The following is a 26,146-nucleotide window of genomic DNA, read 5'->3' as shown; positions in this document are numbered from 1 at the left end:
GCTGCGCGGCGCCTTGGCCGGGCGCTGGTTGCCGTAGCGCACCGGCTCGGGATCGACATCGCGGGCGAAATCGTCGCGGTCGCGCGCGCTGGTGGTCAGGCTGGGCACGTTGTCCAGTTCGTCGAGAGCATCGTTGCGCATGGGTCGCCTTCTGTCGCCGGTTTGCGAGGCGCGCAGTATACCGGTTCACGATCGCTGCTTCAGCGCTGAGCATCGAGAGGCAAAATGCTCTGCCGGGGTGCAGTGGCACTAGGCCGCCATGGCCGCAACGCCAGGAAACACGTTGATGGGTGATCTGGTACGCCCTTTGCTAAATGACCGGGGGACGCAGCCCGGGCGTTTCGCCGGCGCTGCTTCGGGGCATGAGTGAATCCTGTCGGGCTGATCGAGGGGAGCAGTTCGAGAGTTTCAACCAACGGGGGAAGCGAAATGGAACTGACCAAGACCATGGTGGACTGCATGCAGAAGCTGCGGCGCCGCCTGCGTGACGAACAGGCGGTGGACATTCGCCTGAGCCAGACCGATGCGATCACGGCGATGCTGCTCGCTTGCCAGGAATCGACCAACGAGGACACCCGCGCCATGGGCGAACAGCTCAGCAGCCTGACCGGCGTGCGGCTGAAAGCACCCGAGTTGACCGAAGAACAACTGATCGAAAAATACACCCGCTACGCCGGCCCGCTGCGCGGCTGAAATCAGCCCGGCGTCCGGCGCCATTCCTCGCAGAACTCGTCAAGCGCCGTCCACAGGCTGGTTTTCGGCTGGTAATCCAGGTACCGCCGCGCCCGGCCGATGTCCAGCGTGTAATCCTTCGCCATCACCGCCACGCCCAGGCGGAACAGCGCGGGCTGCGGCCGACCCGGCAGCAGCCGGCAGACCGTCTCGTTGAGCGTGGCGGCGGCGTAGGCCAGCGGATAGGCGACATGCCGCGTCACCGGTGGCAACTCCAGTCGCCGCAACACGTAATTCACCACGTCCCATAACGGCAGCGGCGCGCCGTTGCTGATGTTGTACACCTTGCCCAACGCCGGCCCGGCGGCCAGCAAGGCGCTGAGCAGCGCTTCGTTGAGGTTCTGCATGCTGGTGAAATCGGCCAGGTTGAGGCCATTGCCGATGATCGCCAGCCGCCGCCGACGCTGCATCTCGATCAGCCGGGGAAACACGCTGTTGTCGCCCGCCCCGGTGACCAGTCGCGGGCGCAGCGCCAGCACCTCCAGGCCGAACTCCTCGGCGCCGAAGACCTTCTGCTCGGCGAGGTACTTGGTCTTGCCGTAGTGATCGGAGAAGCGCCGCGGAATCTCGTCCTCGCTCAGGTTGAGATGCGAATGCCCGTCGAAGCCGATCGAGGGCGAAGACAGGTGCACCAGGCGCCGCACGCGCTGCTTCAGGCAGGCTTCGACGACGTTCTCGGTGAGCGTGACGTTGCCCCGGTAGAAATCCTCGTAGCGTCCCCAGGTGCCGACCGCGCCGGCGCAATGCACCACCGCCTCGACGTCCGCACAGAGCGCGCGCGCCAGCTGTGGGTCGGCCAGATCACCCGGGATGAACTCCGCGCCCCGCGCGATCAGCGGCGCGACCGCCTCCGCGCGGCGCGCGTTGATCCGCACCGCCAGCCCCTGCTCCAAGGCGAAGCGGGCAAAGCGCCCGCCGATGAACCCGCTCGCACCCGTCACCAGAATCTTCATCTATTGCTCCTCAGCCTGCCGATAACGGCCGGCACCGCGTCGCAGGATAAGGCCGGTAGGCCGGCATGACGACAGTCCGTCAGTCGGTTCGCGGGACCAGCACCCGTTCAGCCACCCGGCACAGCTGGCGCGTCAGCTCGCCGAGCAGCGGCCCGCCGTTGTGCCAGTGGTGCCAGTACATCGGCACGTCCACCGGACGTCCCGGCACCAGTTCGCGAACCCGGCCGTCATCCAGCAGTTCACGCACCTGCAGCTCCGGCACCATGCCCCAGCCCAGCCCGCTGGAGGTCAGCCGCAGGAACCCTTCGGACGACGGGCACAGGTGATAGTTGAAGCTGCCTTCCACGCCGAGCCCCGCCAGGTAGCGATGCTGCAGCGAATCGTCCGGACCGAAGACGATCGCCGGCGCGCGAGCCAGTTCGGCGGCGCCGCCTCCCTGGGGGAAATGCCGCGCGATGAACGCCGGGCTGGCCACCGCGCGATAGCGCATGGCGCCCAGCGCGACGCTGCGCGCGCCCGCCACCGGACGCTCGGTGGCGCACACACAGGCCGCCACCTCGCCCACGCGCATGCGCTTGAGGCCGACATCCTGATCCTCCACCACATGCTCGAGCAGCAGACGGTGCTCGGCGCAGAACGAGGCCACGGCGTCGGCCCACCAGGTGGCCAGGCTGTCGGCGTTGATCGAGATGCGCAGGCGCTCGGCTCCGCCTCCTTCGGCAAGACCCGGCACCTGGCCCTGCACGTCGCGCTCGAGCAGGCGCACCTGCTGCACATGGTTGAGCAGGCGCCGCCCCACCTCCGTGGGGCGCGGCGGCACCGCGCGCACCAGCACCGGCTGACCGACACGCGCCTCGAGCAGCTTGATGCGTTGCGACACCGCCGACTGCGAGAGGCCGAGCAATTGCGCGGCGCGTTCGAAACCGTTCTGTTCCACCACCGCGGCGAGCGCGGCCAGAAGTTTGTAATCGAACAATCGAATTTCCTAATGATGGATTAGCATAATTCGTTTTCCTTATACCCTCGTCGCTCACAGACTCGCCACCTCTTCCTCCCCAACCAAGGACAATGCGATGTGGCAGAGCTACTTGAACGGACTGCTGATGTGCGCCGGCCTGATCCTCGCCATCGGTGCGCAGAATGCCTTCGTGCTGGCCCAGGGCCTGCGCCGTGAGCATCACTGGCCGGTCGCCCTGCTCTGCATCCTCTGCGATGCGTTGCTGATCTGTACCGGCGTGTTCGGCCTGGCGCGCCTGCTGGTGGAAAGCCAGTCGCTGCTCGCGGTCGCGCGCTGGGGTGGTGCGGCCTTCCTGCTCTTCTATGGCAGCCAGGCGCTGCACCGCGCCGTGCGTCCTCAGGCGTTGGAGCAGAGCGCGGCCAACACCCGCCGGCCGCTCAAGGCAGTGCTGCTGGCGACGCTGGCGGTGACCCTGCTCAACCCGCACGTCTACCTGGATACGGTGCTGCTGATCGGCTCGCTCGGTGCACAGCAGCCGGTGCCCGGCGCCTTCGCCATGGGCGCAGCGAGCGCCTCGCTGCTGTGGTTCTGCGCACTGGCGGCCGGTGCGGCCTGGCTGGCGCCCTGGCTGGCACGACCGGCGACCTGGCGGGTCCTCGACCTGGCCGTGGCGGCGATGATGTTCAGCATCGCGGCGCAGCTGATTTTCAATCCTCCGCAATGAACGCCTGGCGCCAGCCGGGGTCCACGATGAATCGGGCGCCCTCCCGAGCAGCCTGTCAGAAGTGCCTGTCCAGAGGCCCTGGCAGCGGGTTTCCCCCTACGTTTGTTGCGTGGTTTAGGGGGTTGCCCGGTGCTATGATCCAGGCTTCGCGGCAAGTAGGAGTAGCAAGCTCCAGCCGCATTGCTGGCCGACCGTGACGGCCTGGCGCCTGCCGCAAACGACCTGACCTGATGAATCAAGGAGATAAAAATGGCTTTCGAATTGCCGCCGCTGCCTTACGAAAAAACCGCCCTCGAGCCGCACATGTCCGCCGAGACGCTGGAATACCATCACGACAAACACCACAACACCTACGTGGTGAACCTGAACAACCTGGTTCCTGGCACCGAGTTCGAAGGCAAGGACCTGGAAACCATCATCAAGACCTCGTCCGGCGGCATCTTCAACAACGCCGCTCAGGTCTGGAACCACACCTTCTTCTGGAACTGCCTGGCTCCGAATGCCGGCGGCCAGCCGACCGGTGAACTGGCTAGCGCCATCGACGCCGCCTTCGGCTCGTTCGACAAGTTCAAGGAAGAGTTCGCCAAGACCACCATCGCCACCTTCGGCTCCGGCTGGGGCTGGCTGGTGAAGAAGGCCGACGGCTCGCTGGCCATCGTCAGCACCGGTGGCGCCGGCAACCCCCTCACCTCCGGCGACACCCCGCTGCTGACCTGCGACGTATGGGAACACGCCTACTACATCGATTACCGCAATCTGCGCCCGAAATTCGTCGAGGCGTTCTGGAACCTGGTCAACTGGGACTTCGTGGCGAAGAACTACGCCGCCTGACCCGCTGTTCCGCACCATGGGAAAACCCGGCCTCGGCCGGGTTTTTTCTTTTCCGCGGCTTTGCCTGCCGCTAACGCGGCGGAAGTATTCTCTGCTTCCTTGGACGAGCTGGAGCATGTGGGGGAACCGCCCATCCGGGCATTCTCCAAACCGCCGAATGGTCCTCAAGTCCCTCGGATGCGCACCGACAAAGTGCGCATCGTGGCTTAGCCCGGGATTCGACTGCTCCGAAAATGCGCACCTGCGCAAAAAATCCTGTTAGCCGATGCTGGCCCTTTGACTGCCACAGCGCGATTGCCAATACTCCGCTTTGTCGGACGATTTGGCATACATAAGGAATCCCCCTTTTGAAGCTGGAACTCAAGAACAGCTTGTCGTTGAAGTTGCTCCGAGTGGTGCTGCTGGCAGCGCTCGTGGTAGGCGTGGTGCTCAGCTGCGCGCAGATCGTGTTCGACGTCTACAAGACCCGACAGACCATCACCAGCGATGCCCAGCGCATCCTGGCGATGTTTCGCGATCCATCGACACAAGCGGTCTACAGTCTCGACCGCGAGATGGGCATGCAGTTGATCGAAGGCCTGTTCCAGCACGAAGCCGTGCGCGTCGCCTCCATCGGCAACCCCACAGAGCCGATGCTCGCCGAACGCGAGCGCGGCCTGCTCGACACGCCGACGCGGATGCTCACCGACCCGATCCTCGGCAAGGAACAGACCTTCAGCACCCGCCTGGTCGGCCGCGCGCCCTACAGCGAGTACTACGGCGACCTCAGCATTACCCTGGATACCGCGCCCTACGGCGAGAGCTTCGTCACCAACTCGGTGATCATCTTCGTCTCCGGCGTGCTGCGCGCGCTGGCGATGGGCCTGGCGCTGTACCTGGTCTACCACTGGCTGTTGACCAAGCCGCTGTCGAAAATCATCGAGCACCTCACCAACATCAATCCGGACCGCCCCAGCCAGCACAAGCTGCCGATGCTCAAGGGCAATGAGAAGAACGAACTGGGCCTGTGGATTCACACCGCCAACGAGCTGCTCTCCTCGATCGAACGCAACACCAACCTGCGCCATGAGGCGGAAAACAGCCTGTTGCGCATGTCCCAGTACGACTTCCTCACCGGGCTGCCGAATCGCCAGCAGCTGCAGGGCCAGCTGGACCAGATCCTCGAGGACGCCGGACGCCGGCAACGTCGGGTGGCGGTGCTCTGCGTCGGCCTGGACGACTTCAAGGGAATCAACGAACAGTTCAGCTACCAGACCGGCGACCACCTGCTGCTGGCTCTGGCCGACCGCCTGCGCAGCCACAGCGGACGGCTCGGCACCCTGGCGCGGCTGGGCGGCGACCAGTTCGCCCTGGTCCAGGCCGACATCGAACAGCCCTACGAAGCGGCGGAGCTGGCGCAGAGCATTCTCGACGACCTCGAACTGCCCTTCCCGCTGGACGAACAGTCCGTCCTGCTGCGCGCCACCATCGGCATCACCCTGTTCCCGGAAGACGGCGACAGCACCGAGAAGCTGCTGCAGAAAGCCGAACAGACGATGACCCTGGCGAAAAGCCGCTCGCGCAATCGCTATCAGTTCTACATCGCCAGCGTCGACAGCGAGATGCGCAGACGCCGCGAGCTCGAGAAAGACCTGCGCGACGCGCTGGCGCTGGAACAGCTGCACGTGGTCTATCAACCCCAGGTGGATTACCGCAACCATCGCGTCACCGGGGTCGAAGCGCTGCTGCGCTGGCAGCATCCGCAACACGGCTTCGTCCCGCCGGACCTGTTCATTCCGCTGGCGGAACAGAACGGCACCATCATTCCGATCGGCGAGTGGGTGCTCGACCAGGCCTGCCGCCAACTGCGCGAATGGCATGACCAGGGTTTCAGCGAACTGCGCATGGCGGTCAATCTGTCCACCGTGCAGTTGCACCACGCCGAGTTGCCGCGGGTGGTCAACAACCTGATGCAGGTCTATCGCCTGCCGCCGCGCAGCCTGGAGCTGGAGGTCACCGAAACCGGCCTGATGGAAGACATCACCACCGCCGCGCAGCATCTGCTCAGCCTGCGCCGCTCCGGCGCGCTGATCGCCATCGACGACTTCGGTACCGGCTATTCGTCGTTGAGCTATCTGAAAAGCCTCCCGCTGGACAAGATCAAGATCGACAAGAGCTTCGTTCAGGACCTGCTGGAAGACGAGGACGACGCCACCATCGTTCGCGCCATCATCCAGCTCGGCAAGAGCCTCGGCATGCAGGTGATCGCCGAGGGCGTGGAGACCGTGGAGCAGGAGGCGTACATCATCGCCCAGGGCTGCCACGAGGGTCAGGGCTACCTCTACAGCAAGCCGCTGTCGGCCCGCGAACTGGGCCAGTACCTGCGCCAGTCGAAGCGTCTTAACCACACGCCCGTGCCCACCCACAACTGAGCGCCGCCGCTCGCTTCGAGCGAAGCGACGCAGCTCAGCCGCCGTCAGCGCCGCCAATGGCGGCGGACCTTCGCGCCACTCGGGATCGATCAGGCATTCCGGCTAGGTGCGGCCGAGCCTCGCTGAAGGCGCATTCAGGCACCTCCCAACCGCAGTCTTGCCGCTGTCGCTCGCGCCTGCGGCGCAGGACGCTTACCCGTCTCGGCATTCCTTCCACGGGATCGAAACAACCGGAACTGCGGCTTCGCTGCGCAGGTTAAATGCGACAGAACACTTTTCAACAATGAAAATCTTTCGCATTATGTGGCGGTTTTCCACCCTTCACATCGCTCCATCACCCAGATGCAAAGGAACCCGCACATGATTCGTAAGCCCCTGGCTGCCGCCAGCCTCCTGGCCATTGCCATTTCCATCGCCGGCTGTGGCGATGACAAGGAAAAAGCACCTGCGCAACACGCCAGCGCTCCTGCTCCCGCCGCCGCTCCGGCCGCCAGCAGTGCCCCGGCTGCAGCCAGTGCGGCCAAGGTCGACGAAGCCGCCGCCAAGCAGGTGATCGTTCACTATGCGGACATGGCCTCCGCCGTCTTCGACGACGCCCTGAGCACCGCGCAGAACCTGCAGAAAGCCGTCGACGCCTTCCTCGCCAACCCGAGCACCGCGACCCAGGACGCCGCCAAGAAAGCCTGGCTGGCCGCTCGCGTCCCGTACATGCAGAGCGAAGTCTTCCGCTTCGGCAATACCATCGTCGACGACTGGGAAGGTCAGGTGAACGCCTGGCCGCTGGACGAAGGCCTGATCGATTACGTCGCCAAGGACACCCAGTCCGCGCTGGGCAACCCGGCCGCCACCGCCAATATCATCGCCAACACCGAGATCCAGGTCGGCGAAGACAAGATCGACGTCAGCGAAATCACCGGTGAGAAACTCGCCAGCCTGAACGAGCTGGGCGGTTCCGAAGCCAACGTCGCCACCGGCTACCACGCCATCGAGTTCCTCCTCTGGGGCCAGGACCTGAACGGTACCGGCCCGGGCGCCGGCGAGCGTCCGGCCAGCGATTACCTGACCGGCGAAGGCGCCACCGGCGGCCACAACGACCGTCGTCGTGCCTACCTGAAAGCCGCGACCGACCTGCTGGTCAGCGACCTGGAAGAGATGTCCGGCCAGTGGAAAGCGGGCGTCGCCGACAACTACCGCGCCACCCTGGAAGCCGAACCGGTCGAGAACGGCCTGCGCAAGATGCTCTTCGGCATGGGCAGCCTGTCCCTCGGCGAACTGGCCGGCGAACGCATGAAGGTCGCGCTGGAAGCCAACTCCACCGAAGACGAGCACGACTGCTTCAGCGACAACACGCACAACTCGCACTTCTACAACGGCAAGGGCATCCGCAACGTGTACCTCGGCGAGTACAAGCGAGTCGACGGCACCACGCTGACCGGCGCCAGCCTGTCTTCCCTGGTCGCCAAGGCCGACGCGGAGACGGACAACACCGTCAAGGCCGACCTCCAGGACACCGAAGCCAAGCTGCAGGCGATGGTCGACAGCGCCGAGAAGGACAACGTCCATTTCGACCAACTGATCGCCGCCGACAATGCCAAGGGCCAGCAGATCGTTCGCGACGCCATCGCCGCACTGGTCAAGCAGACCGGTGCCATCGAGCAGGCCGCCGCCAAGCTGGGCATCAGCGACCTGAAGCCGGATAACGCCGATCACGAGTTCTGATCGAGCGCATCGCCAGGCAACACAACGGATGCGCTTTCGGGCGCATCCGTCTTTTCCGGCGCGACACTTCGTCCCGCGTGCAAACGAAAATCTCTCTTATTCACGACCAGGTGCCCTGCTAAGCTTGCTCGCCGCCTCGTTCAGGACATTCTCGATGCTCCCGCTGCTCCGCCTGTCACCGCTGTTTCTGGCACTGCTCATCAGCGCTTGCGACGACAAACCCCGCTTCACCCAGGCCGAGCCCGGCGAAGCCCTCTCCGGCGGCGCCACCACCGTGTTCCAGACCGACCGCAACGCCTTCGCGATGCCCTCGGCCAACCTGTCCAACACCCGCAGCCTCGATTTCAGCGTCGGCAACAGCTTCTTCCGCAACCCCTGGGTCACCGCCCCCACTGCCACCACAGCGCGTGACGGTCTGGGGCCACTGTTCAATACCAATGCCTGCCAGAACTGCCATGTCCGCGACGGCCGCGGCCAGCCGCCCGGCGAGAACGCGGTGCACGCGGTCTCCATGCTGGTACGCCTGTCGATTCCCGCCAGCCCGGCCGATGCCAAGGTCCTCGAACACCTGGGCGTGGTCCCCGAGCCGACCTATGGCGGGCAGTTCCAGGACATGGCGATTCCCGGAGTCGCTCCCGAAGGCAAGATCCGCGTCGACTACAGCCCGCTGCCGGTGACCGTCGCCGACGGCAGCGTGGTCGAACTGCGCAAGCCGACCCTGCGCCTGAGCGACCTCAACTACGGCCCCATGCATCCGCAGACCATGACCTCGGCCCGCGTCGCACCGCCGATGATCGGCCTCGGCCTGCTCGAGGCGATTCCCGAAGCGGACATCCTCGCCAACGCCGATCCGGAGGATCGCGACGGCAACGGCATATCCGGGCGCCCCAACCGCGTCTGGGACATGCGCAAGGGTGAAACCGTGCTCGGCCGCTTCGGCTGGAAAGCCGGCCAGCCGACCATCGAGCAGCAAAGCGCGCACGCCTTCTCCGGCGACATGGGCCTGACCACGTCGCTCCTGCCGCACGACGACTGCACGCCGAGCCAGGTCGACTGCCTGAATGCCGTGAATGGCGGCGCCCCGGAAGTCAGCGACAACATCCTGTCCAAGGTCGTCTTCTACTCGCGCAACCTGGCCGTTCCGGCGCGCCGCGATGTCGACGCCGCACAGGTCCTGGCCGGCAAATCGGCGTTCTTCCAGGCCGGCTGCCAGCAATGCCACACGCCGCAGTTCAAGACCCGCGCCGACGCCGCCGAACCCGAGCTGGCGAACCAGGTGATCCGCCCCTACAGCGACCTGCTGTTGCACGACATGGGCGAAGGCCTCGCCGATCACCGCGGCGAGTTCCAGGCCAGCGGCAGCGAATGGCGGACCGCTCCGCTGTGGGGAATCGGCCTCAGCGAGGCGGTGACCGGACATACCCAGTTCCTTCACGACGGCCGCGCGCGTAACCTTCTCGAAGCCATTCTCTGGCACGGCGGCGAAGCCGAACCGGCCAAGCAGCAGGTACTCGCTTTCGATGCCGAGCAACGCACCGCGTTGCTGGCTTTCCTGAATTCCCTCTGAAAAGGAGCGCAGATGTTTCGCCCCCGACTTCTCCTGACAGGCCTCGCCATCGCGCTGGGAGCCTGCTCTCCGCAGGACCAGCAGGCCGCCACCAGTGCCGCCATCGCCCAGCAGGTCATCCTGCCGACCTACAGCCGCTGGGCCGAGGCCGACAAGCAACTGGCCGCCAGCGCGTTGGCCTTCTGTGAAGGCAAGCAGGACCTAGCACAGGCCCGCGAGGCCTTCCTCCGGGCGCAGAAGGCCTGGGCCGAACTGCAACCGCTGCTGATCGGCCCGCTGGCCGAAGGCAACCAGGCCTGGCAGGTGCAGTTCTGGCCGGACAAGAAGAACCTGGTCGCCCGCCAGGTCGAGCAGTTGGTCAAGTCCGACACTCCGCTGACCGGTGAAAGCCTGGCCAAGTCCAGCATCGTCGTGCAGGGCCTCAGCGCCTACGAGTACGTGCTCTTCGACAGCGGCCTGGACCTCGCCGACGCCAAGCAGAAGGCCCGCTACTGCCCGCTGCTGGAAGCCATCGGCGCGCACCAGCAGGCGCTCTCCGAACAGATCCTAGCCGGCTGGCAGAAGAACGACGGCATGCTCGCGCAGATGAGCAAATTCCCCAACGCGCGCTATGCCGAGTCCAAGGAAGCCATTTCCGACCTGCTGCGCGTCCAGGTCACCGCCCTGGATTCGCTGAAGAAGAAACTCGGCGCCCCGCTCGGCCGGCAGACCAAGGGCATTCCCCAGCCGTTCCAGGCCGAGGCCTGGCGCAGTCATGCTTCCCTGTCGAACCTGGCGGCGAGCCTGGAAAGCGCCGAACACGTCTGGTCGGGCGTCGACGGCAAAGGTCTGAAAGCCCTGATCGGCAGCGAGCACAAGGACCTCATCGACAAGATCGACGCCGCCTATGCCGACAGCCGCCGGCAGATGGCCGCGCTGCAGCCGCCGCTGGACGACTTGCTGAAGACCGACCAGGGCCGCGCCCAGCTGAACGCCTTCTACGACAGCCTGAACGTGGTCCACCGGCTGCACGAGCTGGAACTCGCCCGCGTGCTGGGCGTGCAGCTCGGCTTCAACGCCAACGACGGGGACTGATTCAGGAGAGTCGACGATGCTGCGCCACGTACAGAACCTCGGCAATGCACTGCTCAAGGCCGTTACCTCGGTTGAGTGGAAGTTCAATCGGCAGACCGCCCAGCCGCTGCTGCTGTCCGCTCGCGACGATGCCGACGGTGGCCATTACGCGGTCGGCTACCGCCTCGACGGCAGCCCGGCGTTCGTCACGCGGGTCGGCCTGCGCTGTCACGCCATCGTCCAGCATCCGGGCAAGCCACTGGCGCTTTTCGTGGCGCGCCGGCCGGGCACCGAGAGCTACCTGATCGACCTGCGCGACGGCCGTCTGCTGCAGACGCTGAAGTCCAACGCCGACCGGCATTTCTACGGTCATGGCGTGTTCCACAAGGACGGCGAGTGGCTCTACGCCACCGAGAACGACACCCGCGACCCGGGGCGGGGACTGCTCGGGGTCTACCGTTTCGACGGCGAACGGCTGGTTCATACGGGCGAGCTTTCGACCCACGGGTTGGGCCCGCATGAGGTGTCATGGATGCCTGACGGGGAAACCCTGGTCGTCGCCAATGGAGGCATCCGCACCGAGGCCGAAAGCCGTGTCGAGATGAACCTCGATGCGATGGAGCCGAGCCTGGTCCTGATGCGCCGCGACGGCAGCCTGATCAGCCACGAAACGCTCCCCGAACAGATGAACAGCGTGCGTCACCTGGCGATCGCCGCGGACGGCACCATCGTCGCCTGCCAGCAGTACATGGGCGCCAGCCACGACCGCGCCGCGCTGCTGGCGATCAAGCGTCCCGGCGAGGCGTTCATGCCGTTCCCGGTCGAGGAGCCGCAACGCCAGGCGATGGCGCAGTACACCGCCAGCGTGGCGATCAACGACGCCATGCGCCTGGTCGCGCTGACCGCGCCCCGCGGCAACCGTTTCTTCGTCTGGGACCTGGACAGCGGCGCGTTGCGCCTGGATGCACCGCTGCCCGACTGCGCGGGCGTCGCCGCGGTGGAACAGGGTTTCGTGGTCACGTCCGGCCAGGGGCGCTGCCGCCACTACGACTGCCGCGCCGGCGCCATCGAGGTTCGGCCGCTGGAACTGCCCAGCGGGCTCTGGGACAACCACCTGCACGTGGCGTAACGCACCTACGGCGCCTTCATCGCGGAGGCGCCGGTTCGATCAGCTGGGTGCGCGCAGGCCCTGGGCCAGGCTGAACATCAGCAACAGCAGGTCTTCGTCGGGTTGCGGCTGGACCTTCGCCCGCAGGTTGCCCGGCATCGGGCAATTCTTCGCCAGGCTCGGAAGCCCGCTGATCACCTTCGGCGCGGGCTCCGTCCAGGACGCTACGGCCAGGGAGGCGACGCCCAGCGCCGCGCAGAGAAACAGACCTCGAGCGATTTCTAGTCTCATCACTGCAACCCTTTGATTGGCCTACCGAACGCTGCTCGGTAAACGTAGATCAGCTTCGCCCATTCGGCGGCACTGAACGACGAATGGCGCCTCAGCTGTCGCAGGTCGTGCTGCGCGGCATGGCTCCGGGTCAGCCGGCGGCGGCTTTTTTCCAGATCGAGCAGCGCCACCTCGGCGCGCGCGTCGGCGCCCTCCCCATTGACCCGCACGAACACGTGCTTTCCATACATGCAGCCATGCTGCCAGCGCGCGCGGTGCATGCGCGCCAGGGTGGCCGCCAGTTGGTGCAACAGTTGCTCGTGCAGACGTTCGTCGTAACGCTCGCGCGCACCGCCGGCATACCAGGCATCGAGGTCCTGGAAACCGTCGAGCGACTCGGTGACCAGCAGTCCGCGCCAGCCGGTATCGGCGCTGAACGAGGTGGAGCAGTGCACGACATTCGGCACGCGCACGCCCAGGTCGGTCATGCGGCGCAGCGCATCGTGCTCGCGCAGCACCGTGGGCCGGCCGAGCGGATAACGCAGGCTGCGATACAGATGGCCAACCTGGCGCTTTGCATAGAGCACGCGGTCCATCTCCTGCAACCGCTGTACGCCGCTTTCCCCGCCCCGCCGCTGGTTGGGTTGCTCGACCCAGTCACCCTGGCGCTGCCACCAGGCATCGAAGGTGTCGAGGGGTGGCGCGGGCGGCGGAAGGTCCGGCGTCGGCATCTCGAGGCAGTTCATGCCCACATGTCCTTGCGCAGAACGTAGACGCGCCACATCGCGTACAGCGGCAGGAAATCCAGGTGACGCTGGATGCTGAAACCGGCGTCGTCGAACTCCTGTTCGATGGTTTGCGCGGGAATCACGAAACGGTTCTGGAAGTCCGCATCGTCGGCGCCCAGTTGCCGGCGCTGCTCCAGGCGCTTGCGCCGCCAGGACTTGTAGTTGCCATCCACCCACAGCGAAACGATCAGGCTGTCGCGAGTCACGCGGTGGCACTCGCTGAGCATCTTCTGCCGGTCCGCCGCGTTGCCGACGTGGTGCAGCAGGCGCATGCAGAAGATGCTGTCCACCGAATTGTCCGGCAGGTTGATGGCGAAGGCCGAGGTCTGCAGCGTCTGCACGCGTCGGGTGACCGATTCTGGCTGGCGCTGCATGGCCACCTTCAGCATGTCCGCGGAATTGTCGGCGCCGATGATCACGCGGTTCTGGCGCTCGGCGAGCAGCGGCCAGAAGCGCCCGGCGCCGCACGGCAGGTCGAGGACCAGGCTCGGCTCGCCGGCGATCTGCAGGGCGCGGCGGGCCAGTTGCTCGTCGCGTCTGTGGGAGAGCGTGCGCCAGAATCCGTCGGCGTGTTTCCGTCCATAGGCTTCGGCATGCTCGCGATCGTACTTGTGGGAGAACTCAAGATCGACGGTATCGCTCATGGGAAAGGCCACTACTGGGAAAGGTGGCGGCACCTTATCCAGCGAGCCGTCAACCGGGAGTCAAGGCGATGTGAAAATTGCGTCAAACCGCCGCTGCGAGTTCTCCGCCCAGGGTGACCTGGAAACGACAGCCGCCCGACTCCGCCGCCGACAGGCTGACGCTCCAGCCCTGGCTCTCGCAGATCCGCTTGACCAGCGAGAGGCCCAGGCCGAGCCCGTCGCCGCGCTGCTCGACGCCCCGCACGAAGGGCTCGAACACCGCCTCGCGCTGTGCCTCGGGAATCCCATGTCCGCTGTCCTCGACATAGAAGCCGGTAGCCTGCAGTTGCAGGCAGATCCAGCCGTTGTCGGTGTAGTGCAGCGCGTTGCGCAGCAGGTTGCCCAGCACCGCGCGCAGGAAGGGCGCGTTGTAGCCGATCGGCAGGGCGCCGTTGACGTGGTATTCGAAGCGCAGCCCCTTGTCCTCGATCGCACTGCGCCATTGCCCGACCAGGTCGTTGGCCACATCCATCAGCGTGGCCAGTTGCCCCTCGCTGGAGTTGGCCGGCTGCGCACGCGCCAGCAGCAGGAAGGTGTGTACCAGCTCGCGCATTTCCTCGCAGGCGCGCGACATGCGCAGCACCTGGGCCCGGCCGCGCTCGCCCAGGCCCGGGTTTTCCAGCAGCAGCTCGCAGGAACTCGCCAACACCATCAACGGCGTGCGCAGCTCATGGCTGACGTCGCTGGTGAACAGTCGTTCGCGGGTCAACGCCTCGCGCAGCAGGCCGAGCGTGGCGTCGAACGCCGCCGCCACTTCGCCGACTTCGTCGGCGGCGTAATCCGGCGCCAGCGGTGGTGCGAGCACCAGCAACTGGTCGCGATGACGAACCTGCCGCGCCAGGCGGATCACCGGCGCCATCACCCGCCGCGCGAGCAGCCAGCCGAGCAGCCCACCCAGCGCCAGGCTGATCAGGAAGCCCACCAGCACCACCGCGAAGAGCACCTGCTCGCGCGCCTCGAAGCCACGCTGGTCCTGCATCAGCACGTATTTGCGGCCATCCACGGTACGCACGAACACGTGGTAGGAGATGTCGCCGCGGAAGACTTCGTTGAAGCCCGGCGGCAGGTGCTTGACGTCCTCGGGCAGGGCGAACTCGCCGACGCCGCCGCTGTAGTAGAAGAACTGGTCGGGCTCCGGCTGCGAACGCCACGACTCGACCGAATCCATGCGCAGCAGACGGTCCAGATCGCCGCCCAGCTCACCGGTGATCAGGCGTTCCTCGACCACGTGAACGACGTTGACGATACCGATGGCGAAGGCGCCGGCGACCAGTGCGGTCACCAGGACGAACGCGATGACGATACGTCGCGAGAGGCTCTGCTTATACTCCATCGCCATCATCCGCCAGGCGATAGCCGATGCCATGCACGGTGTGCATCAGCGCGCGGGCGAACGGTTTGTCGATCACCTGGCGCAACTGGTGCACATGGCTGCGCAGGCTGTCGCTGTCCGGGCAGTCATCGCCCCATACGGTTTCCTCGAGCACCTCGCGGCGCACCACGTGCGGGCTTTTCTGCATCAGCACGGTGAGCAGCTTCTGGCCGATGGGGTTGAGCTTGAGCATCTTCCCGGCGCGGACCACTTCCAGGGTGTCCAGGTCGAAGGTCAGGTCGGCCACCTGCAGTTGCCGGCGTCCACCGCCCTGGGCGCGGCGCAGCACCGCTTCGATGCGCGCCGCCAGTTCGGACAGCGCGAAGGGCTTGATCAGGTAGTCGTCGGCGCCGGAGTTGAACCCCTGCAGGCGGTCGTCCAGTTGATCGCGGGCGGTGAGCATGATCACCGGCGTGTTGCGCCGGGCGTCCTCGCGCAGGCGCTTGCACAGCGTGTAGCCGTCGAGCCCCGGCAGCATGATGTCGAGCACGATCAGGTCGTAGTGCTCGGTGGCGGCCAGGTGCAGGCCGGACAGCCCGTCCTGGGCGCAGTCCACGCTGTAGCCCTTGATACTCAGGTAGTCGAGCATGTTGCCCAGAATGTCGCGGTTGTCTTCGACCAGCAGGATGCGCATGGATTGTCCTCAGGGGCGCCCAGTCGGCGCGGCGGTGGCGAATGATTGCACGGGGAAGACTAGACCGTTTCGTTTTGACGAATTTTTAACCGCCGATTCACCCGGCTGCGACATATCCGGGAACAGACTGCCGCGCATCGTCCAACCCCGGAAAAATCGCGATGCGAACCCTCCTGCGCTCGGCGCCCCTGCGCTACCTGACCCTGATCCTCGGCCTCTGGCTGAGCGTGTTCCTGTTGACCCGCAGCCTGCTGCTGGTGGCCCACCTGAGCGAAGCCGGCAGCGACGCCGGCAGCCTGTTGCGCCTGTATGGCATCGGCCTGCTCTATGACCTCGGCTTCCTCGCCTACGCCGCCGTGCCGCTGGCGGCGCTGCTGTTGCTCTGCCCGCCCCGACTCTGGCGGCGCGGCGGTTGGCGCACGACGCTCGGCGTGCTGCTCGGCGCCAGCCTGTTCGTCATGCTCTTCGTCGCCGTCGCCGAATGGCTGTTCTGGGACGAGTTCGGCGTGCGCTTCAACTTCATCGCGGTGGACTACCTGGTCTACTCCGACGAAGTGCTGCACAACCTCTGGGAGTCCTACCCGATCGGCAAGCTGCTGGGCGCCATCGCCGCCGTCGCGCTGATTTCCACCCTGCTGCTGCGCTCGCCGCTGCGCCGCGCCTGGAGCGCGCCGCTGCCGAGCTGGCGGGCGCGCCTGGGCGGTCTCGCCGCGGTCGGGCTGTGCGCGACGCTCGCCGGCCTGCTGCTGGATCAGGATCACCCGCGCGGCGTCGGCGGCAATGCCTATCAGCATGAACTGGCGAGCAACGGCCCGTACCAATTCTTCGCCGCCTTCCGCAGCAACGAACTCGACTACAACCAGTTCTACGCCAAGCTGCCGGCGGCCCGGGTAGCCGCGCGACTGCGCGAGGAAGTGGCCGAGCCGAATGCCACCTTCGTCGGCCGCGACCCGCTGGACATCCGCCGCCGCATCGACAACCCCGGCGAGCCACGCCGGCTGAACGTGGTGCTGGTGACCATCGAAAGCCTCTCCGCCAAGTACCTGGGCAGCAACGGCGACAAGCGCGGGCTCACGCCGAACCTCGATGCGCTGCGCCAACAGAGCCTCTACTTCAACAACTTCTACGCCACCGGAACCCGCACCGACCGCGGCCTCGAGGCGATCACGCTGTCGGTGCCGCCCACGCCCGGACGCTCCATCGTCAAGCGCATCGGCAAGGAAAGCGGCTTCGCCAGCCTCGGCCAGCAGCTCGACGCGCAGGGCTACGACAGCGTCTTCGCCTACGGTGGACGCGGCTATTTCGACAACATGAACGCCTTCTTCGGCGGCAACGGCTATCGCATCGTCGACCAGAGTTCGGTGGCCGAATCCGACATCCACTTCAAGAACGCCTGGGGCATGGCCGACGAGGACCTGTTCACCCAGACGCTGAAGCTGGCGGATGCCGATCACGCGCAGGGCAAGCCGTTCCTGCTGCAACTGATGACCACCTCCAACCATCGCCCCTACAGCTACCCGGACGGGCGTATCGACATTCGCTCCGGCGAAGGCCGCGAGGGCGCCGTGAAGTACACCGACTGGGCGATCGGCGATTTCCTCGCCAAGGCGCGGCAGAAACCCTGGTTCGACGACACCCTGTTCGTCTTCGTCGCCGACCACTGCGCGGGCAGTGCCGGGATGGAAGACCTGCCGGTCGCCAACTACCAGATCCCGCTGTTCATCTACTCGCCGAAATGGGTGAAGCCTGCCGAAAACGCCGAGCTGGCCAGCCAGATCGACATCGCCCCGACCCTGCTCGGTCTGCTCGACATGGACTACACCTCGACCTTCTTCGGCCGCAATCTGCTGCAGGAGAACGCCGCGCCGCCCCGCGTGCTGCTGGGCAACTACCAGCACCTGGGACTGTTCGATGGCCACGACCTGGCGATTCTCAGCCCGCGCCAGGTGATGCGTCGGCATGACGATGCCCTCGGTGCCAGCCGCGAGAGCAGCGTGGCCAGCGACGACCCGCTGCTGCAGCGCGACATCGCCTACTACCAGGCCGCCAGCCACGATTTCCGCCACCAGTTGCTCGGCTGGCAACCCTCGCCCGCCGGCAATGACCGGCTCAGCCAGCGCTGATCGAAGGAGCATCCATGACCACGCAAAGGTTAACGCACCACTCGCCTCGGCTGGGCCTTTGGGCGAGCCTGGGGATTCCGCTGGCGATCGCCGCGCTGTTGCTGATCTTCGAGCCGACGCGCCTGGACTTCGCCATTTCCGACCTGTTCTACCTGCCCGACGAAGGCTTCGTCGCCCGCCACAACGTGTTCTTCGAGAACTGGTTCCATGACCGCATCAAGCAGGCGGTGATTCTGATCGGCGTGCTGTCGATCGCCGGCCTGCTACTGAGCTTCGTGTACCGCCGCTGGGCCGCCTGGCGGTTGCCGCTGGGCTATCTGGTGCTGGCGATGGGGCTGTCGACCGCCGTCGTGCCGCCCCTGAAAACCCTCACCGGCGTGCATTGCCCCTGGGACCTGACCCGCTACGGCGGTGGCGAAACCTACAGCCCGCTGCTCGGCGCGCGCGCGCCGACGCTGAAGCCAGGTCGCTGCTGGCCGGGCGGACATGCGAGCAGCGGCTTCACCTTCTTCGCGCTGTACTTCCTGCTGCGCGACAGGCGCCCGAGGCTGGCGAAAGTGGCGCTGGTCAGTGCCTTCGCGCTGGGCACCGCGCTGTCGCTGGCGAGGATGATGCAGGGCGCGCACTTTCTCTCGCACAACATCTGGACGGCGGTTTTCGACTGGCTGATCTGCCTGGGCTGCTATGTGCTGATGCTCTACCAGCCGGCACCGAAGGGCAGCATCGCCACGCCACTGCCCAATCAGGCCGCCAGCAGTTCGCCGTAGCGGATCGCCATCTCGGCGGAAAAGGCCACCAGAATCGCCCGGCGCAACGGGCTGCCGTCCGCCCTCGGACGACGCAGCTCGTCCACCGCGATGCGCACGGCGGCATCCAGCGGGTAGCCGTAGATGCCGCAGCTGATGGCCGGGAAGGCGATGCTGTCCAGGCCGTGGGCTTCGGCCAGTGCCAGGCTGTTGTGGTAGCAGGCCGCGAGCAGTTGCGCCTCGCCCTGGCTGCCGCCGTGCCAGACCGGCCCGACGGTATGGATCACGTAGCGTGCCGGCAGGCGGAAACCGGGGGTGATGCGCGCCTCACCCGTGGGGCAGCCACCGAGCGGGCGGCAGGCGGCGAGCAGTTCGGGGCCGGCGGCGCGGTGGATCGCGCCGTCAACGCCACCGCCGCCGAGCAGGGAGGAATTGGCCGCGTTGACGATGGCGTCCACATCCAGCGTGGTGATGTCGCCCTGCCAGACCTCGATGTTCACTGGGTGGCCTGCGGGGTCTCTTCGCCGACGCAGCGCACCGCCTGCTTGCGGTCGTTTACCAGCACGCCGGACAGGCCGCGCTGCTGGGTATCGAACAGCACGAGGACGCCGTCGATGCACTGGGCTATCTGGTCGGCGCGGGTCAGCGAGACCTTGTAGTCCTGGCCGGGAACGGTCTTGAGCATGGTGAACTCGGCCAGCAGCAGCGCGTCCTCCGGCTTGGCGATGTGCAGGTAGCCGTAGTACGACAGCGCGGCGACGGTGCCGACGACGCTACCGATGGCGGTGAGGATCAGGGGAATGGGGTTGCGTTCGCTCATGGTCACTTCTTCGGAACGGAGGTTGTGGGCGACGGGGACATGCACCCGCCACGATGGGAAAGCGGGGCATGCTGCCATGGAATCCCGGTCGGCGCTTGGCACCGATCAAGGTTATGCGCGACGGTTCGCCGCGCAACGGCTAGAGGATATTGGCGTAGTCCGCCTCGATGCGGTCCAGGCTCAGGTGGTTGAGGAAGTTGGAGAAGCACATCCAGGCGGCCAGCGCGTTAAGGTCGCGGAACTGCGGCGGCAGGTACTTCGGCGGCACCACAAGCCCCTCGTCGACCAGCTGGCGCAGGGTGCGCATGTCCTCCAGGGTGGTCTTGCCGCAGAACAGCAGCGGAATCTGCTCCAGCTTGCCCTTGCGCACCGCCAGCTGGATGTAGTTGTAGATCAGGATGAAGCCCTTCAGATACGACAGGTCCTTGGTGAACGGCAGCCCGTCCGGGGTCGAGCCGCGGAACACCCGGCTGCTGTTGGCGTAGCTGGAGTCCTCGCTGTAGCCCTGCTCGCGGAAGAACTCGAAGATCTGCAGAAAATCCGCGCCCTCCTCGGCCATGTGGATCGCGCGGGTGCGGTTGGTCAGCTTGCGCAAGCGGCTCGGGTAGGAGGTGAAGGCGATCACTTCCATGAGGATCGCCAGTCCCTCCTGGGTCACCGTCGAGGACGGCGGGCCCTTGGAGAGGAAGGTGCAGATCGGCTGGTTCAGCCCGTTCAGCGTGGTGCCGACGTGCACCAGCCCTTCGTGGACCTCCAGCGCCCGCACGTCGCGCTCGTTGAACATCGCATCGGTGCGGACCTTGATGTAGTCGGCGCCGGCCGCCGCATCGGCGACGATGCCGTCGGATTCGAACACCCGGATGATGCCCTCGCCGGCACCGAACACTTCGTCCAGGCGGCGCTGCAACATGGTCACGGCTTCCTTGGCGGTCAGTGTCTTCGGCTCGTCCTTGAGATCGCCGCGGCCGTCGATGTTGTTCAGGTAATCCGAGAGCATCAGGCCGAGGTCGGCCAGGGTCGGGTCGCCGGCGTGGAAGGCGTCCGAGGCGGCGCCGTAGAGTTCCTGGGAAATCAGCCCGAAATCCGCGGTGCCGCGCGCTTCCAGCATGCGGATCACCATGCGGTATTCCTTGCACATGCGCCGCATGATCTGCCCGACGGGGTTGAACTGGCCGAGCTGGCGGGTGATGTCGCGCTCGATGTTCTGCAGCTCGAGCTTCTTCGCCGCGCCGTCGAAGCCCAGCGGACGCGCTTCGTAATAGGCGCGGTCCACCGCCGGCAGGCGCTTGCAGCCGTTGTCGAGGAAGCCCTGGCGGATGCTCTCGTCCCACTTCACCGCATCGAGAATGCGGATCGGCGCCTGAGCCTCGACAATGCGGTCGGACAGGGCGCGAACGATGCGCTGGTAGTCGTCCAGGTTGCTGCCGTTGCTCATCGCTCCCTCACTGCCCCAGGCGCTGGTAGCGCGCCGCTTCGACGAAGACATCCGAGTTGGCCGGATCGTCCAGGTAGGCGAACACCGCCGGCCACGGGCTGTCGATCAGCGCACCGTCGCCTTCCGCGGTCTCCACGCGCCGGCCCTGCAGCGCACCGCCCTGGATATCCTGGAGGATGCGCTCGATGTCGAGGGTGTAGACCAGCAGTTCGCCATTGTCGGTCAACTCGAAACCACCGATGGCGAAATTGCCGCCGAGCTTCTTCGGCAGGCCGGCGGAGAGGTACCAGCGGCGACCGTGATGGGCAACGGTGAAGCCGTACTCGTCGGCGCCCGCGAGGTTGTCCGCGCTCTCGGAATAGACCCGCGCCTGGTACAGATTGCTGCCGGCGCGGCGGATGTCGAGGAATTGCTGCACGCCCCATTCGTCCTTGCGCGTCCATTCGCCGAGCAGCGGAATGGGCGCGGCCTCGTTGGCCGGGATCGGGTCCTTGAAGGTCGCCAGGCAACCGCCGAGCAGAAGACAGGTGACCGCGACCAGCGCGCGCCAGGGAATCATCGGGAATCTTCCTCTTATGGGTGACGCATCGGGCTCCGCCCGACGCTGCGGAGCGAGCCGCAAAGCCGTTGGATCTTCCATTCCGGGGCGCGGGGCGTCAATCCCCGTGGCGCTGCGGGCCTGGCGGGCGGGTCAGGCCGATGGGGCTTTCGCACCCGCCATCCAAGCAATCCAGCGGTTCGTCAGCCTGGGATGGAACCCATGAAAAAGCCGCCCTCGGGCGGCTTTTTCAATGCGGAGCGATCAGAGTTCCGGGCGCATGTGCGGGAACAGGATCACGTCGCGGATCGACGGCGAGTCGGTCAGCAGCATCACCAGGCGGTCGATGCCGATGCCTTCACCGGCGGTCGGCGGCATGCCGTATTCCAGTGCGCGGACGAAGTCGGCGTCGAAGTGCATCGCCTCGTCGTCGCCGGCGTCCTTGTCCGCGACTTGGGCGTGGAAGCGCGCGGCCTGGTCTTCGGCATCGTTCAGCTCGGAGTAGGCATTGGCGATCTCGCGGCCGCCGATGAACAGCTCGAAGCGATCGGTGACGCTCGGATCGGCATCGTTGCGGCGCGCCAGCGGCGACACCTCGAACGGGTACTGGGTGATGAAGTGCGGCTGCTCCAGCTTGTGCTCGACCAGCTCCTCGAAAATCATCACCTGCAGCTTGCCCAGGCCCTCGAAGCCGAGCACCTTGGCGCCGGCCTTCTTGGCGATGGCGCGGGCGGTGTCGATGTCCTGCAGATCGGCGGCGCTGATCTCCGGGTTGTACTTGAGGATCGAGTCGAACACCGACAGTCGCGCGAACGGCTCGCCGAAGTGGAACACCTTGTCGCCATAAGGCACGTCGGTGGTCCCCAGAACCAGCTGGGCCAGTTCGCGGAACAATTCCTCGGTCAGGTCCATGTTGTCTTCGTAGTCGGCGTAGGCCTGGTAGAACTCGAGCATGGTGAACTCGGGGTTGTGCCGGGTCGAAACGCCTTCGTTACGGAAGTTGCGGTTGATCTCGAAGACCTTCTCGAAGCCACCGACCACCAGGCGCTTGAGGTACAGCTCCGGGGCGATGCGCAGGAACATCGGCATGTCCAGCGCGTTGTGGTGGGTCTCGAACGGCTTGGCCGCGGCGCCGCCGGGGATGGTCTGCAGCATCGGCGTTTCCACTTCGAGGAAATCGCGTTCGGCGAGGAACTTGCGGATGTGCGCGATCACCTGCGAGCGCACGCGGAAGGTCTGGCGCACTTCCTCGTTGACGATCAGGTCGACATAGCGCTGGCGGTAGCGCTGCTCGGTGTCGGTGAGGCCGTGGTGCTTGTCCGGCAGCGGGCGCAGCGACTTGGTCAGCAGGCGCACGCTGTCCATGTAGACGTACAGGTCGCCCTTGCCGCTGCGCGCCAGGGTGCCCTCGGCGGCGACGATGTCGCCCAGGTCCCAGCTCTTCACCGCTTCGAGGGTTTCCGCGGGCAGCGTCTTGCGATCGACGTAGACCTGCAGGCGGCCGCTGCTGTCCTGCAGCACCATGAAGGCGCCGCGGTTGAGCACGATGCGACCAGCCACCTTGACCTTGATGCCGGCGGCTTCCAGCTCTTCCTTGGTCTTGTCGGCGTACTGCTTCTGCAACACGTCGCAGAGGCTGTCGCGGCGGAAGTCGTTGGGGAAGGGAATCGGCTGGGCTTCGCGCAGCGCGGCAAGTTTTTCCTTGCGCTGGGCGATCAGCTTGTTCTCTTCCTCATGCTGGGCATGCTCGTTCAGCGGTTGTTCGCTCATGGTCTTCGGTGGTTCCTGGTTAGGCGCGTGCCTGTGTCGAAACGGGTTAGCACATCTGTCGCGCGGCGGCCGTGACGGATCGCCGGCCACTCTGCTGGGGTTATCGAAGCGGGCCAGCGAGTCCGGCCCACCCACGGGGACAGGGGCGTTTACAGCCCCTGCTTCAGGCTGGCCTCGAGGTATTCGTCGATGTCGCCGTCCAGCACCTTGTCGCAGTCGCTGCGCTCGATGTTGGTCCGCAGGTCCTTGATCCGCGACTGATCGAGGACGTAGGAACGAATCTGGTGGCCCCAGCCGATATCCGACTTGGTTTCCTCCAGCGCCTGGGCGGCGGCGTTGCGTTTCATCATTTCCAGCTCGTACAACTTGGCCCGCAACATCTTCATCGCGGTGTCCTTGTTGGCGTGCTGGGAACGCTGGTTCTGGCACTGCACGACAGTGTTGGTCGGCACGTGGGTGATGCGCACCGCGGAGTCGGTGGTGTTCACGTGCTGGCCGCCGGCGCCGGACGAGCGGTAGGTATCGATGCGCAGGTCGGCCGGGTTGATGTCGATATCGATGTTGTCGTCGATTTCCGGCGAGGCGAACACCGCGGAAAACGAGGTGTGGCGACGGTTGCCGGAGTCGAACGGGCTCTTGCGCACCAGCCTGTGCACGCCGATCTCGGTGCGCAGCCAGCCGAACGCGTACTCGCCCTTGATGTGCACGGTGGCGCTCTTGATGCCGGCGACCTCGCCTTCGGAGAGTTCGACGATTTCCGCGTCGAAGCCGCGCTTGTCGGCCCAGCGCAGGTACATGCGCAGGAGCATGTTCGCCCAGTCCTGGGCCTCGGTGCCGCCCGAGCCGGCCTGGATGTCCAGGTAGGCGTTGTTCGGGTCCATCTCGCCGCTGAACATGCGACGGAATTCGAGCTTCTCGAGAATCCCGCGCAGGCGTTCGACTTCCACCGCGACGTCGTCGACGGCGCTCTGGTCGCCCTCTTCGGCCGCCATTTCCAGCAGGTCGCGGGAATCCGCCAGCCCGCTTTCCATCTCGTCCAGGGTCTCGACGATCAGCGCCAGTTGCGCGCGCTCGCGGCCCAGGTTCTGCGCGTATTCGGGGTTGTTCCAGACGGCCGGATCTTCCAGCTCGCGGTTGACTTCGGTCAGGCGTTCATTCTTCTGATCGTAGTCAAAGATACCCCCGAATGGTTTGGGAGCGTTCGTGCAAATCTTTGATGCTGTTAAGGATCGGGTTGATTTCCATGGCGGGCATCACTCACAGGCAAAACTTCGGAAAAGCCGGCGAGTATACGCGACTCCTGCTGACCTGGCAGCACACGCTGGGGCATACTCGCCGGCCACGTCCAGGCCTCTGATAGGGACCCCAGCGCCATGCACGCAACCCGTAGTCTGCGTAGCCGCTTCGCCCTGCTCATCGCACTGCTCGCCGTCACCCTCTGCCTGTTGCTCGGCGGCGCCATCTACAGCGAGTCGAGCAAACGCATCCGCCAGGAGGTGGGCCAGCAACTGGCCGACCTGTCCTACCAGATGATCGAGCGCCTGGACCGCGACATGGCCAACCGGGCGCGGATGCTCGATGTCCTCGCCTCGCTCAACACGCTGCGCGAACCCGAAGACCTGGGGCAGATCCGCGCCCTGCTCGACCGCATGAAGTCACAGTTCCAGAGCGTCGCCTGGACCGGCTACATGGACGCCCAGGGCAACGTCCTGGCCGCCACCGGCGGCGTGCTGGAAGGCGCCAACATCGCCCAGCGCCCGGTGTTCAGCGAAGGCGTCAAGGGACGCTTCGTCGGCGACGTCCACGAAGCGGTGCTGCTCGCCAAGCTGCTGCCCAACCCAACCGGCGAAGCGATGAAGTTCGTCGACATCGCCCTTCCGGTGAGCGCCCCGGGCGGCCAGGTCATCGGTGTGCTCGCCACGCACCTGTCCTGGGCCTGGGCCGACGAGGTGCGGCGCTCGCTGATGCTGCCGCAGCAGGAGCGCAACCAGGTGGAGTTCCTCGTACTGTCCAGTGACCGCCGCGTGCTGCTTGGCCCGAAGGACATGATCGGCGAGCGCCTCGACCTGCCGGCGCTGGCCGACAAGCGGGACAACTTCTGGTCGGTGCAGGAGTGGTCGGACGAGCGCCTCTACCTCACCGGCTTCGCCCGCAGCCGCGGCAACGGCGATTACCGCGGCCTCGGCTGGACGGTGGTGACCCGCCAGCAGGTCGACCTGGCCTACGCGCCCGCCGTCGAGATGGGCCGCGACATCCTCGTCTGGGGCGCCGGACTGGCGCTGATCTTCGCCGCCATCGGCTGGCTGATGACGACCTATTACACCCGGCCGCTGCGCGAGATCGCCGCGGCCGCCGATCGCCTGAGCGCCGGCGAGATCGCGGTCATTCCGGAAGTCCGCGGCAGCCGCGAAATCCAGTCGCTGAGCCATTCGATACGCGGCATGGTGGAGAGCCTGACCCAGCAGAAAAGCGAACTGGGGATGATGGAGAACCTGGCCCACCACGACCCCCTCACCGGCCTGCCGAACCGCGCGGCGCTGGACAAGTTCCTGCGCTACGCCCAGCAGCAGGCGCACGGCACCCTGGCGCTGCTCTACCTCGACCTGGACGGTTTCAAGCCGATCAACGACCGCTTCGGCCACGGCGTCGGCGACCAGTTGCTGCGCGAGGTGGCGATCCGCCTGCGCGCCTGCCTGCGCGACGGCGACCTGGTGGCGCGCCTGGGCGGTGACGAATTCCTGATGGTGCTCAAGGTGTCGAAGGAGGATGCGCCGATGCAGAGCGAGCAGATCGCCGCCCGCGCGCTACGCGCCCTGCGCGAGCCCTTCCTGCTGGAAAGCCAGCAGGCCCAGGTGGGCTGCAGCATCGGCGGAGCGCTCTGGCCGCTGGACGCCGAAGGGATCGAACAGGC

General features: G+C 66.1%; 24 protein-coding genes. 11 read left to right on the top strand and 13 right to left on the bottom strand.

Translation table 11 applies throughout. The features are described from left to right. The first annotated feature begins 429 nt into the window (after positions 1-429). Entirely contained in the window at positions 430-693 is a 264-nt protein-coding gene (locus tag B3E91_RS05915; protein WP_090227526.1) for a hypothetical protein, read from the top strand. 2 nt (positions 694-695) lie between these two features. Here B3E91_RS05915 and B3E91_RS05910 read toward each other — a convergent pair whose 3' ends face one another. Beyond that, a complete protein-coding gene (locus tag B3E91_RS05910) occupies positions 696-1,685 on the bottom strand; it encodes an NAD-dependent epimerase/dehydratase family protein (RefSeq protein WP_287028697.1) in 990 nt (329 codons plus the stop codon). Positions 1,686-1,764: 79 nt separating this feature from the next. Next, positions 1,765-2,661, bottom strand: a complete 897-nt coding sequence (locus B3E91_RS05905) for a LysR family transcriptional regulator ArgP (RefSeq protein ID WP_287028696.1) — start codon at positions 2,659-2,661, stop codon at positions 1,765-1,767. Positions 2,662-2,758: 97 nt separating this feature from the next. Between B3E91_RS05905 and B3E91_RS05900 the strand changes: the two genes are divergently transcribed. The 7 genes from B3E91_RS05900 (at position 2,759) to B3E91_RS05870 (ending at position 12,077) form a co-directional block, all read left to right on the top strand. Beyond that, entirely contained in the window at positions 2,759-3,367 is a 609-nt protein-coding gene (locus B3E91_RS05900; RefSeq protein ID WP_287028695.1) for a LysE/ArgO family amino acid transporter, read from the top strand. Between the two features lie 249 nt (positions 3,368-3,616). Further along, positions 3,617-4,198, top strand: coding sequence for a superoxide dismutase (locus tag B3E91_RS05895; protein WP_090227537.1), 582 nt, complete (start codon positions 3,617-3,619; stop codon positions 4,196-4,198). A 347-nt stretch (positions 4,199-4,545) separates the two neighbouring features. After that, positions 4,546-6,609, top strand: a complete 2,064-nt coding sequence (locus B3E91_RS05890) for a putative bifunctional diguanylate cyclase/phosphodiesterase (RefSeq protein ID WP_287028694.1) — start codon at positions 4,546-4,548, stop codon at positions 6,607-6,609. A gap of 360 nt (positions 6,610-6,969) precedes the next feature. Then, positions 6,970-8,328, top strand: coding sequence for an imelysin family protein (locus B3E91_RS05885; RefSeq protein ID WP_287028693.1), 1,359 nt, complete (start codon positions 6,970-6,972; stop codon positions 8,326-8,328). Positions 8,329-8,482: 154 nt separating this feature from the next. Continuing rightward, complete coding sequence (locus tag B3E91_RS05880; RefSeq protein WP_287028692.1) at positions 8,483-9,895, top strand: di-heme oxidoredictase family protein; 1,413 nt, start codon at positions 8,483-8,485, stop codon at positions 9,893-9,895. A 12-nt stretch (positions 9,896-9,907) separates the two neighbouring features. Beyond that, positions 9,908-10,969 carry an imelysin family protein gene (locus B3E91_RS05875; RefSeq protein WP_287028691.1) on the top strand — a complete coding sequence of 354 codons (1,062 nt, stop codon included), beginning with the start codon at positions 9,908-9,910 and terminating at the stop codon, positions 10,967-10,969. A gap of 16 nt (positions 10,970-10,985) precedes the next feature. After that, complete coding sequence (locus tag B3E91_RS05870; RefSeq protein ID WP_287028690.1) at positions 10,986-12,077, top strand: DUF1513 domain-containing protein; 1,092 nt, start codon at positions 10,986-10,988, stop codon at positions 12,075-12,077. 39 nt (positions 12,078-12,116) lie between these two features. Here the strand turns inward: B3E91_RS05870 and B3E91_RS05865 are convergent, their stop codons facing one another. The 5 genes from B3E91_RS05865 to B3E91_RS05845 form a co-directional block, all read right to left on the bottom strand. After that, positions 12,117-12,347 (bottom strand): hypothetical protein, encoded by a 231-nt coding sequence (locus B3E91_RS05865; protein WP_090227552.1) that lies wholly within the window; start codon positions 12,345-12,347, stop codon positions 12,117-12,119. Further along, positions 12,347-13,057: a lipopolysaccharide kinase InaA family protein gene (locus tag B3E91_RS05860; protein ID WP_287028707.1), complete on the bottom strand. Its 711-nt coding sequence runs from the start codon at positions 13,055-13,057 to the stop codon at positions 12,347-12,349. Before B3E91_RS05860 ends, B3E91_RS05865 begins: the two co-directional genes overlap by 1 nt. Positions 13,058-13,068: 11 nt before the next feature. Further along, positions 13,069-13,758: a class I SAM-dependent methyltransferase gene (locus tag B3E91_RS05855; protein WP_287028689.1), complete on the bottom strand. Its 690-nt coding sequence runs from the start codon at positions 13,756-13,758 to the stop codon at positions 13,069-13,071. Between the two features lie 82 nt (positions 13,759-13,840). Beyond that, positions 13,841-15,130, bottom strand: a complete 1,290-nt coding sequence (locus B3E91_RS05850) for a sensor histidine kinase (RefSeq protein WP_090227556.1) — start codon at positions 15,128-15,130, stop codon at positions 13,841-13,843. Then, positions 15,120-15,803 (bottom strand): response regulator transcription factor, encoded by a 684-nt coding sequence (locus tag B3E91_RS05845; RefSeq protein ID WP_090227559.1) that lies wholly within the window; start codon positions 15,801-15,803, stop codon positions 15,120-15,122. The genes B3E91_RS05850 and B3E91_RS05845 overlap by 11 nt, the downstream gene beginning before the upstream one ends. 161 nt (positions 15,804-15,964) lie before the next feature. Between B3E91_RS05845 and B3E91_RS05840 the strand changes: the two genes are divergently transcribed. Together B3E91_RS05840 and B3E91_RS05835 are read left to right on the top strand one after the other, a co-directional pair. After that, on the top strand, positions 15,965-17,926 hold the full coding sequence (locus B3E91_RS05840) for an LTA synthase family protein (protein ID WP_273231415.1): 1,962 nt from the start codon (positions 15,965-15,967) through the stop codon (positions 17,924-17,926). A 14-nt stretch (positions 17,927-17,940) separates the two neighbouring features. Continuing rightward, on the top strand, positions 17,941-18,693 hold the full coding sequence (locus tag B3E91_RS05835) for a phosphatase PAP2 family protein (protein WP_287028688.1): 753 nt from the start codon (positions 17,941-17,943) through the stop codon (positions 18,691-18,693). Here B3E91_RS05835 and B3E91_RS05830 read toward each other — a convergent pair. From B3E91_RS05830 to prfB, 6 genes are all read right to left on the bottom strand, one after another. Next, positions 18,669-19,172, bottom strand: coding sequence for an O-acetyl-ADP-ribose deacetylase (locus B3E91_RS05830; RefSeq protein WP_287028687.1), 504 nt, complete (start codon positions 19,170-19,172; stop codon positions 18,669-18,671). The two genes, B3E91_RS05835 and B3E91_RS05830, sit on opposite strands and share 25 nt — an antisense overlap. After that, complete coding sequence (locus B3E91_RS05825; RefSeq protein WP_090227569.1) at positions 19,169-19,492, bottom strand: hypothetical protein; 324 nt, start codon at positions 19,490-19,492, stop codon at positions 19,169-19,171. Before B3E91_RS05825 ends, B3E91_RS05830 begins: the two co-directional genes overlap by 4 nt. 139 nt (positions 19,493-19,631) lie before the next feature. Beyond that, on the bottom strand, positions 19,632-20,927 hold the full coding sequence (locus tag B3E91_RS05820; protein WP_090227570.1) for a flavohemoglobin expression-modulating QEGLA motif protein: 1,296 nt from the start codon (positions 20,925-20,927) through the stop codon (positions 19,632-19,634). A 7-nt stretch (positions 20,928-20,934) separates the two neighbouring features. After that, complete coding sequence (locus tag B3E91_RS05815) at positions 20,935-21,486, bottom strand: hypothetical protein (protein ID WP_287028686.1); 552 nt, start codon at positions 21,484-21,486, stop codon at positions 20,935-20,937. A 243-nt stretch (positions 21,487-21,729) separates the two neighbouring features. Then, positions 21,730-23,235: a lysine--tRNA ligase gene (gene lysS / locus B3E91_RS05810; RefSeq protein WP_287028685.1), complete on the bottom strand. Its 1,506-nt coding sequence runs from the start codon at positions 23,233-23,235 to the stop codon at positions 21,730-21,732. A 149-nt stretch (positions 23,236-23,384) separates the two neighbouring features. Then, positions 23,385-24,480 (bottom strand): peptide chain release factor 2 gene (prfB, locus tag B3E91_RS05805; RefSeq protein WP_139210702.1). Its coding sequence is split into 2 segments (ribosomal slippage): positions 23,385-24,407 and positions 24,409-24,480, totalling 1,095 coding nucleotides; the frame shifts between segments, so codons are not numbered across the junction. 128 nt (positions 24,481-24,608) lie between these two features. On the opposite strand from prfB, the gene B3E91_RS05800 reads away from it, so the two are divergent. Beyond that, on the top strand, positions 24,609-26,146 hold a 1,538-nt coding region (locus B3E91_RS05800), incomplete at its 3' end, for a diguanylate cyclase domain-containing protein (RefSeq protein ID WP_287028684.1).

The organism is Pseudomonas sp. UBA6310, assembly GCF_002438225.1.
Lineage (GTDB): Bacteria > Pseudomonadota > Gammaproteobacteria > Pseudomonadales > Pseudomonadaceae > Pseudomonas_O > Pseudomonas_O kuykendallii.
Note: the sequence above shows the minus strand (reverse complement) of the source record. Positions and strands in the feature narration are given on the sequence as shown.